This window comes from Bartonella sp. AC70YNML, from assembly GCF_042196545.1.
Classification (GTDB): Bacteria; Pseudomonadota; Alphaproteobacteria; order Rhizobiales; family Rhizobiaceae; genus Bartonella.
The window spans coordinates 77,417-86,051 of record NZ_JBHIQK010000008.1 but is presented as its reverse complement, the minus strand read 5'-3'; the positions used below and the strand labels follow the sequence as shown (position 1 = coordinate 86,051).

Genomic DNA, 8,635 nt, shown 5'->3' with positions numbered 1-8,635 from the left:
TAGAGTGCATCCTCATAGATTGGATGCCTCCTTTGAGGGTCGGAGGTATCCCTTGAGGGGAAGGATGCACTCTTTTTAAGGGCTAGAGTGCATCCTTTCCATGGATTGAATGTACTCTTTGGAGGCCAAAGTACATTCATAGGGAAAGGCATATTCCATAAGAAACAGAGATAACAAAAAAATTTGTTTTTATATTTTATATTGATAGGTTGCTGTATTTGCGAGGGCTATTCATTCTTTATTCTCAATATTTAAGATGATTATGGGATAAGGGTTGTTCGTCAATACAATCGTAAAAGACGCTGAGTATTTTTATAAAAATTGAGATATTTTTGTGCCTTTTTCTTGTTTTTTTTGTGTTTACACAAGATATGCACGGCTTTTCAACAGTTTGTTTTTTTTAGCTTTGCTAATGGCGTTGGCTAAACACTTCAATTGTTTTAACTGCTTCAATACCGTCTTAAAAAAACAGTGCGTTATAATATGACAAAATAAGTTGTATAATTTTTGATTCTTACGCGATGCTAGAAAAAGGGGAATGTTAGGAGAGATGTTGTCTATATTCTTAGTTTATCTCTTAAGTTAGGAAAATTAACATACTTTCCGAATCTATTTTTTATTCGGTTTAACGGTTAAAGAGCAATAGCTGAATGGAATCATACTTGTCTCATGTTTTTATTCTCACGCCTTAGATTTTTTCTCATAGGGATTTTATTTTTTAATGGGGGATTTTATTTTTTAATGGGGGATTTTATTTTTTAATGGGATTTTACGCGACTCACGTAAAATAGAATGTTCTAAATAGAATATATTTGTGTAGCGCATTTACGTACTTGTTTAAAAATATTATGTGATCTTATCATCACAATTATATTGGTGATTGGGGATATTGGTAAATCTGATAATGGAGAAATTTCTTGTGAAGTGGATAAGCCCTTCTTTAAATTCTCATAAGGGGAAAGCCAGCACTATCATACTATTCTCACCTCATGTGATGACAGCCTTTGGCTCTTGAGCGTGTTCATAAGAGGCATTTTGATTCTTTATCTTTGAAATCTTTGAAGTGCTTTATTTCATATGTCTCTTATGTTTGTAATGTGGAAAAGACAAGGTGTTGATTGATTCAACATAAATAAGAGAATCTTGCGATATTCTGCTCTCTTAATTTTAATCTGAAGAACAATTGATTGTGATTATACATCAGCCTATTGGTGTGATACGATAAAGAATATCATCAAATATTAGTCATTCTATTATGGTGTAAAACAGCTTATACCGTAAAACACTATCCTTTAAGGTTTGGTGATATGAAGCAAGCTTTTTGGGATATGTTTTAAGTGTTTTTAGGGGCGTGGTGAATCTTTGAGACAGAGCAATCTTCTGTTGCGCCTTGAGTTTAGCGGCAAACCCTGAATAGAAGCCAAGAGGGAATGGAAGCCAAGAGGGAAGTGTATCCAAGCTGTTTGTAAATCAGATTGAGTTAAGAATCTTTGTTCTTTAAGAATGGAACGCAAGTCAATTTGACAAAAGAATGATCTATTTTGCGGGTAGACCTTATAGAGAAATATCACAAAGCTTCATAAGGAAGTGATTGAAGACAATACAGTTACAAAAAAGTACAGTCATAAAAAAAGTCCTCCGTCGCAATCAGAGGACCAAAAAGCAGGAGAATTTTAACATTGACTCGCAGGACGTGTCAAAAAAGAATAAATTTAAAAGGCCGTACTAAATACAAAAAAATCATACTTAAAGAATCTAACACATTATAATTAGCAGAGAATTGAAAAAATAGCAATATAAAAAATACTTTTTACAAAAAATTTTGTCATTTTGCATTAAAACTTAATACTTTTTTCAATTGAATATTTATTTTAAGACTCGATATTAATTAAACTATATTTAAAAATATTATGATGCATGCAAGCATTTTGAGAATATTCTTCAATAAAAAACGCATTAAGAGCCCCCATGATTATAGGATTGATATGGGGGAAGGATTTTTGTTTTTAAGAGTGCGGGGTGTATCTTAAGTATGTGTGAGGGGGGTGAAGTATTGTCCTTTTGGGTGGGGGCAAGGTGATGGAAATAGGGGCGAGAGCTGCTGGATGGTTGAGCTCGTGTGTGGGGGAAAGGGCTTATAGAGGGAGCGGGAAGGATGGGAGGCCGCTTAAAATGGCGAGGGAGATTATTCAAAATGTTTATGGTTTGCATATCCCCAATGAAATGCGAGCAAGTCTAAACAATCTCGTAAATGATCGGCAAGGGAGTTTTGTTTGCGTTTTGAAGAACTTAATTCTTTGATCGCTTGTCCGTGGCCTATAACCCGCTCAAGAAGAGAATAGCCAAGAATACCAAGTTGAACTTTAATGGTTTTTAATTGATTGGAGGCTGCTATTTGACGTTCAATGGGGTGTGTGTACCCTTGGCTACAGGCAACCTTTTCACGGGTGTAGTCAAGGCTCATGTGGAGATCGGCTTGGCTTTGACGCCAGTAAAAATAAAAACGTTCTGCCGCTTTATATTGGGCTTTGCTGAGATGCCCTTTGGCATATAAAAGGGCAATGGGATGGCTTTGTGCATTGGCAATGGCTTTAATCGTGCGCGGGTTACTGGAACTTTCTGGATGATTGGGTTTAAAATAAGGATTACGCGTTTCTACAGGGATTTCTTGCGTCTTTAAATGACCAATGTGCTTTCCTTGATTTTGATGATCAAGCGGGCAGGTTTGCATGTTTTTTTTCTCTTGATGGCTCATAACATCTCCTTAAAAATTTTAATTTTGATTCTTTCATGTTTATGCAAAGAAACGGGATTGTGCTGTTGTATGCTTGTTGAGGAATAGGTTTTTATATCTGCTTGTTGCGTGAGGGGACGTTTTTCAAAAGGGTGTGGGGTGGTGGTTTTCTTTTGCTGCTGTCATTTGTTTGTACGAGAGATTTATACGGGGGCGGGGATTTTGCGGGGGCTGTGCGAGGGATTTTGTGGGAGTGGTGTGTGTCGTTCTCTTTGTGGTTCTGCTTCTTTAAAGGATGGGCGTTTTGTTGCATGATGGGCATTCTTTCTGATTTTATTGCTGTGGGGGGGAGGATTGATGTCGCAGGATTTGGTTTTTTGCCATGGTTGATGTTTTTCTGCCTCTTGGGAGCTTTATTTCTATTTATGTGGGGAGGTATTTGAGGGATCATGAAAGGCAGAAATTTTTTTAAGAAGATGGGGTTTGGGGGGCGTTATTGGCGGGGATCTCATGTTGTTTATACGGTTGCTGAACGCATGGGGTGGCGCTGGCTTTGGTTCTTAATTCCGTGAGGGTATCCTTTTGGGTTTTGTCATTGGGCTGATTTATAGAGGTGTAAAGCATCTTGTTATGATTTGGCTCTTGAAAAGAGAGGGGTTTTGTCGCATGGTGGATATTTTTCTTGAGTGACTTGATGGGGGAGGTGAGTGATGGCGCGCGGGCTTTTGTCTTTGAAGGGATTGGTGTTTAGCTGTATTGTGGCCTATGTCTCTGTGGCTGTTTATGTGGAAATGAAGGCTCTTGGGATGACGTGGGGCATATTTTTACGAGCTGTGGCGTTTTATGGCATTCCCGGTATTTTCCTTATGTTGGGTTATGAAGTAATGCAGCGGCGTGGTGTAACGAAGGGGTTGTTCCTTAAGATGGTGTTGTTGAGCTTCATTTTGGCTGCTGTCTCTGATTTTGTTTATGCGCAAGCCGAGCATTTGGGCTTGACTCAGGTGTGGTTCTTAAACAAGTGGGTGTTTTATGTCCTTTTGGGCTTTGTCCTTGCTCTTATTTATAGAGGGGCAAGGCGTCTTGGGTTTAGGATTTCATTCTTTGAAAAGGATTGATCTTTTGCGGCATTTTGGGCATGATCTTTGGTTTTTATTGATGAAGGAGCGGGGCGTATGGGTGATTACGCGGGACATATTTTTTAAGGGACTGGCGTTTTGCTGCATTTTTGGCTTGGTCCTTGGCTTTTCTTATGAGGATGCGGGGCGACCGGCTATTCCGTGGGAGGTGTTTTGGCAGGGGGGGTGATTTCTTGCATTGTTGCAACTGTCCTTTGTTTTATTTTGGTGGGAGCAGACCGTAGGACTTTTACGTGGGGTGTGTTTTTGAAGGCGGGGGTGTTTTGCACCATTGCTGCAGTGGTTCTTGGCTTTGCTTATAAGGGAGCGAAGCATTTTGATATATCGTGGGAATTTTTAGTGATGGGAGCGGTATTTGTTGCATTGTTGGCGCTGTCCTTGGTTTTACTTATGAGGGTGCGGGGTAAATGGATATCGCGTGGGGTATTTTTATTGAAGTTTCTGGTGTTTGGCGGCGTTGTTGGCACTGTTGTTGGGTTGGCACATGTGGGAGCCAAGCATATGGGCTGGAGCACGCTTTGGTTCTTGAACGATAGGGGGTTCTTGAACGATGGGGTGTTTGTGAGCAGTGTTGGATTTGTTCCTTTTTTTGCTCTGGAGAGGGGTATGGTGTGTGCGTGTACTGTTGGGGGGCTTAAAAAAATGAGCATTTTTCTTTTCCACCGGCGTGATCTTTGATGTTCTTTCTGTGAGGGGTATTTGATGTCGAACAATGTGATGTTTTTGCTGTTGCCTTGGTTTTTCTGCTTTTTTGGGTTTTTCTGCTTTTTTGCTGTTGCCTTGATTTTTATTTATAAGATTGCCAAGCGTCGCTCTGTTACAGGGTGGATGTTTTGGAGATGGGTGGTGCTTTATGGCGCTCTTGCCACCTACCTTGGTTTTATTTATGTGGGCGTGGGCCGTCGTGCTGTTGACGGAGAGCTGCTCTTGAAGGGGGCGGTATTTTCTTGCATTTTTGCAACTGTCCTTGGTTTGGTGCATTTGGGCGTCAAGAGTATGCCTGTTGCTTGGCAAGTGTTCTTAAAGGCGGTTATGTTTTGTTGCATGATGGGCTTTATCCTGTGGTTTGCTGCTGTGGGTGTCAGGGATATGGATAGCATAAGGGCGGTATTCTTAAAGGTTTTGCTCTTGTCTGTATTGTTGAAAGTGCTCTTGGGGTTCTTTATACGCGAGCAAGGTGATACGGTGTTACAGAGGTTGTTGCGTGCTTTGAATTTTGTGCTGTTTTTCTGCATTTTGGCACCAATCCTTTGTTTTACCCGTCTGGGAGCAGAGAATCTAGGGTTGAGCTGGCTTTGGTTCTCGGATGAGAGGGTGTTGCCCTTTATTGTTGGATTTTTTTCTCCTTTGATTTATCAGGGTGTAAGGCGTGCGCGTGTTCTAGGGGCTTGGTTCTTAAAGTAGGGGGTGTTTTTCTTCTCCATGGGTGTGATCTTTAATGTGCTTGCTGTGAGGGGTATGTGATGTCGAACGATTTGTTTTTTTTTGCTGTTGTTGGTGTTTTTCTACCTTTTTATTGTTGTCGTTATGTGTATTTATAAGGTTTCCAAGCGCTTCGATATTCCGTGGTGGCGGGTGGCGTTTTATTGTATTTTTGGTCTTTCCCTCCTTTTGAAGGAAGTGCTGTTTTACGGCATTTTAGGAGTCGTCCTTTTTTAGCTCTTGTGGGGATGGAGAATGTGGACATACCATGGGGACTATTGTCCTTGATGGGGCTGGTGTTTGCTGCACTGTTGGAGTGGTTTTTGATTTTGCATATGAGGGGGTGGCGAGATGGGGTGGTGACGCATTGTTTGTGGTTATTGAAGGGGGGGCGCCGTTGTTAGAGCGAGCTTTTTTTGTTTGCATTTGGGATTAGAGAATCTAGGGTTGAGCGGGCTTTGGTTCGCGAAGGATTGGGTGTTTTTCATCATTTGTGGATTGATCCTTCCTGTTGTTTCTATGGGAGCAGGGCGTGTGCGTGTGAAGGCGGTGGCGTTTTTAAAGAGAGTGGGGTTTGTGGGGTATTACAGATAACGTCGAGGGAATGATTGTTCAAAAGAACAGCGATAGCGGTAGGTTTGGGGATCAAACCAAAGCCCTATTTTGCCTTCAAAATCACCAGAACGTTGTTTGGCAATATTCATAATAACGCCGGGGCGTTTGGCTAAATCTGCTTTTTCTTGTGCGAGAGAGGCGGCAAAGATTTTGTCTTCTAACGGTCGATTGCGCCAAATGGTGATGATGTTAAAGGCATTGGCGCCAATCTCTGAGGCGCCTTTAATGTCTTCTGTGCTGGGGATATCTTTATCCAGACCGCTTTTGCGGGCATGGGCGACAAGGTGAATGTGCACACTGTTTAAAACAGCCCAATCAACCATTTTATAAACGGCTTGTTCTTGTCTTGCATAATCATCAGAGGCAATGCCAAGCCGCATCAAACTGTCGATGATAAATTGATCGCAGCCATAGCGCGCACGGCAATAGTCAAAGACATCAAGCAAGGTGTCAACGCTTGATTTGCCAACATGCTCATAAAGAATAAGCCCTTCATCTAAAAAATGAAGAATCCGTTCAATTGTCTCTTTTGTAGGCTGTTCTAAGCCGCCCGTTTGTTTGGTTAAACGGCGGAGCGATTGTTCTCCTTTCATCTCCAGAGACGCTAAGCAAAGCCGACTGTTTTGCGCAATCCAATGGGGAATACAGTCTGATAACAATTGGCTTTTACCTGCTCCACTGGCACCGCTCCATAGCGTTAATTCTGCTGGGCGGAAATGCACTTTGTCCTTCAGTTTAGGATAGGGAACCGTATAACCAAGATGTTTTTCAGGCTCTGGCCAAAACAGTCCGATGACTTTGTCTTTATAGTCTGAGGCGCGCCGTAAACCTTCTGGTGCAAAGCTTTTTGCTGAGGAAAAGGCTGCTTTTATGGTGGCTCTATCAATCCCTGCGGTTAAACAGTCATTGGCATCTTTAAGGGGTAAACGGACACGGTAGCAACGGTGGCGTCCAAGCCTGTTGGCAATCTCACGGGCTGCTTCTTCACCAGGCTTATCCATATCGGTGGCTAAAAAAATTGTTTCAAAAGCTTCTAAATGATCAAATTCATTTTCAATCCAATTGTGCTTTCCTCCACTGCCTCCTCCAAAGGGGACAGAGACCGCCGGATATCCATAGGCGGCTAAGGAAAGTGCATCAATTTCTCCTTCAGTGATGACAATGGTACGGTTTGTTGAAGAAAGAAGGGGAAACGGTGCGCGCTCCATTAAGGGGGCCTGCTGAAGCGCGTTTGTGGCGGTGGGGGTTGATGAGGGGGCGTGTTGAGGTGCCTGTGGGGCGGTTGGGGTTGATGAGGGTGCGTGCTGAGGCGCATGTGGAGCGGCTGGGGTTGATGAGGGTGTCTGTTGAGGCGCATGTGGAGCGGCTGGGGTTGATGAGGGTGCGTGTTGAGGTGCCTGCGTGGCGGCTGGGTTGGTTGAGGGTGCGTGTTGAGGCGCCTGCGTGGCGGCGGGGTTGGTTGAGGGTGCGTGTTGAGGCGCCTGCGTGGCGGTTGGGGTTGATGAGGGTGCGTGTTGAGGCGCCTGCGGGGCGGTTGGGTTTGAAGGGCAAAGGGCTTGCCAGCCAAACAAAATCGGTTCACAGTGTGCTGCTGTAGGTTTTGTTTTTGCTCCTGCTTGCGCAAGCCGTTCTTTAACTAAAGCAAGGGTGCCATCGGGTTTATAAAAGGGAAAAATGATTTTTTCGCCATCTTCTCCTATGCGGTAACGCTTTATAATCTCTAAAGGAATGTGGCGTTCTTTGTGGAGATAGGTTTTTACAAGATTTTGCGGGGGGCGCCCTGTAGGGACCGGTGGACGGCGATAGGAACGATGGGGTGCCATAAAGGGTTTGGGGCGTGTCAGATTGAGAGCCGCGCGTGCTTCTTCTAAAGCTTGAGAGAGACTAATGCCTTTGACTTCACACCAAAGGTCTAAAAGATCTCCTCCAATGCCTTCTGCAAAATCATACCAAAGCCCTGCTTTGCTGCCGCTTAGGCAAATCGATAAACTTTGACCTGCCTCACCACGTGTGTTGCCTACAATCCAATTGTTGCCTCGTTTGTGCCCTTGGGGAAGAAGCATTTCTGCTATTCTATCTGCTTGTGAGATAAGTTTTTGTTTGATTTCAAAAATTGTGCTCATGGTCATTCGTCTGGTGAATATATTGTTGTTTTTTTCAGATGTGAGAGGTGAGAATTCTGTTTTACTGTTCTCGTTGTTCGATCACATGGTGAAAGGTTTTGTGCTATGCGGTCCTTTTTTGTGCGGGACTTGCTCTATCCTGAAAGTTTTTGAAATGGCTGTGTTGGTATCTGTTTGCCAAGGGTTTAGGAAGGTGGTGCCCTTTGAGAGGGGCGCGTTGGAAGCAGGTAGGGTGGATGATGCAAGAAGGTGGGGGGATGTCTGAGAGGGTGGTGCATTTTGGAGTCCTGTTTTGGGATATCTTGTTGGGGCATGTGTTGGGATGCCTGTGTGGGAGGGAGAGTGCCAAGGAGTTTGCTTTTCATTGAAGGTTTTTGAAGCTGCTCTGTTGATGTCTGCTTGCCAAGAGCATGGGAAGTGGCACCTTGAGAAAAGGAGGAAAGCGGAAAGGAGGAAGGGGGTGAAAGAAGGGTGGGGTGGATATGTCTGTGAGAGGGTGGTGCATGCTAGAGTCCTGTTTTGGGATACCTTGTTGGGGCATGTGTTGGGATGCCTGTGTGGGAGGGAGAGTGCCAAGGAGTTTGCTTTTCATTGAAGGTTTTTGA

The 8,635-nt window shown here is 43.5% G+C and carries 11 protein-coding genes and 1 pseudogene; 10 read left to right on the top strand and 2 right to left on the bottom strand.

The features are described 5' to 3' along the window. Positions 1-2,185 precede the first annotated feature (2,185 nt). Positions 2,186-2,755: a hypothetical protein gene (locus ACFIMU_RS06645; protein ID WP_375696916.1), complete on the bottom strand. Its 570-nt coding sequence runs from the start codon at positions 2,753-2,755 to the stop codon at positions 2,186-2,188. Between the two features lie 141 nt (positions 2,756-2,896). Between ACFIMU_RS06645 and ACFIMU_RS06640 the strand changes: the two genes are divergently transcribed. The 8 genes from ACFIMU_RS06640 (at position 2,897) to ACFIMU_RS06605 (ending at position 5,728) form a co-directional block, all read left to right on the top strand. After that, positions 2,897-3,049, top strand: a complete 153-nt coding sequence (locus ACFIMU_RS06640; protein WP_375608156.1) for a hypothetical protein — start codon at positions 2,897-2,899, stop codon at positions 3,047-3,049. Then, positions 3,046-3,177 carry a hypothetical protein gene (locus ACFIMU_RS06635; protein WP_375611635.1) on the top strand — a complete coding sequence of 44 codons (132 nt, stop codon included), beginning with the start codon at positions 3,046-3,048 and terminating at the stop codon, positions 3,175-3,177. Before ACFIMU_RS06640 ends, ACFIMU_RS06635 begins: the two co-directional genes overlap by 4 nt. A 6-nt stretch (positions 3,178-3,183) precedes the next feature. Further along, on the top strand, positions 3,184-3,306 hold the full coding sequence (locus ACFIMU_RS06630) for a hypothetical protein (RefSeq protein WP_375695549.1): 123 nt from the start codon (positions 3,184-3,186) through the stop codon (positions 3,304-3,306). 138 nt (positions 3,307-3,444) lie between these two features. Then, a complete protein-coding gene (locus tag ACFIMU_RS06625; RefSeq protein ID WP_375696915.1) occupies positions 3,445-3,849 on the top strand; it encodes a hypothetical protein in 405 nt (134 codons plus the stop codon). Further along, a complete protein-coding gene (locus ACFIMU_RS06620; RefSeq protein WP_375696914.1) occupies positions 3,836-4,039 on the top strand; it encodes a hypothetical protein in 204 nt (67 codons plus the stop codon). Before ACFIMU_RS06625 ends, ACFIMU_RS06620 begins: the two co-directional genes overlap by 14 nt. Continuing rightward, positions 4,012-4,548: a hypothetical protein gene (locus ACFIMU_RS06615; RefSeq protein ID WP_375696913.1), complete on the top strand. Its 537-nt coding sequence runs from the start codon at positions 4,012-4,014 to the stop codon at positions 4,546-4,548. Before ACFIMU_RS06620 ends, ACFIMU_RS06615 begins: the two co-directional genes overlap by 28 nt. Positions 4,549-4,572: 24 nt before the next feature. Further along, positions 4,573-5,274, top strand: coding sequence for a hypothetical protein (locus tag ACFIMU_RS06610; RefSeq protein ID WP_375607065.1), 702 nt, complete (start codon positions 4,573-4,575; stop codon positions 5,272-5,274). Between the two features lie 286 nt (positions 5,275-5,560). Continuing rightward, positions 5,561-5,728, top strand: a complete 168-nt coding sequence (locus ACFIMU_RS06605; protein WP_375696912.1) for a hypothetical protein — start codon at positions 5,561-5,563, stop codon at positions 5,726-5,728. A gap of 151 nt (positions 5,729-5,879) precedes the next feature. Here the strand turns inward: ACFIMU_RS06605 and ACFIMU_RS06600 are convergent. Further along, a pseudogene (locus tag ACFIMU_RS06600) lies at positions 5,880-8,030 on the bottom strand (toprim domain-containing protein); the annotation flags it as partial. A gap of 203 nt (positions 8,031-8,233) precedes the next feature. Between ACFIMU_RS06600 and ACFIMU_RS06595 the strand changes: the two are divergent. Both ACFIMU_RS06595 and ACFIMU_RS06590 read left to right on the top strand, forming a co-directional pair. Continuing rightward, complete coding sequence (locus tag ACFIMU_RS06595) at positions 8,234-8,398, top strand: hypothetical protein (protein ID WP_375696911.1); 165 nt, start codon at positions 8,234-8,236, stop codon at positions 8,396-8,398. Continuing rightward, positions 8,395-8,625, top strand: coding sequence for a hypothetical protein (locus tag ACFIMU_RS06590; protein WP_375696910.1), 231 nt, complete (start codon positions 8,395-8,397; stop codon positions 8,623-8,625). Before ACFIMU_RS06595 ends, ACFIMU_RS06590 begins: the two co-directional genes overlap by 4 nt. Positions 8,626-8,635: the final 10 nt, after the last annotated feature.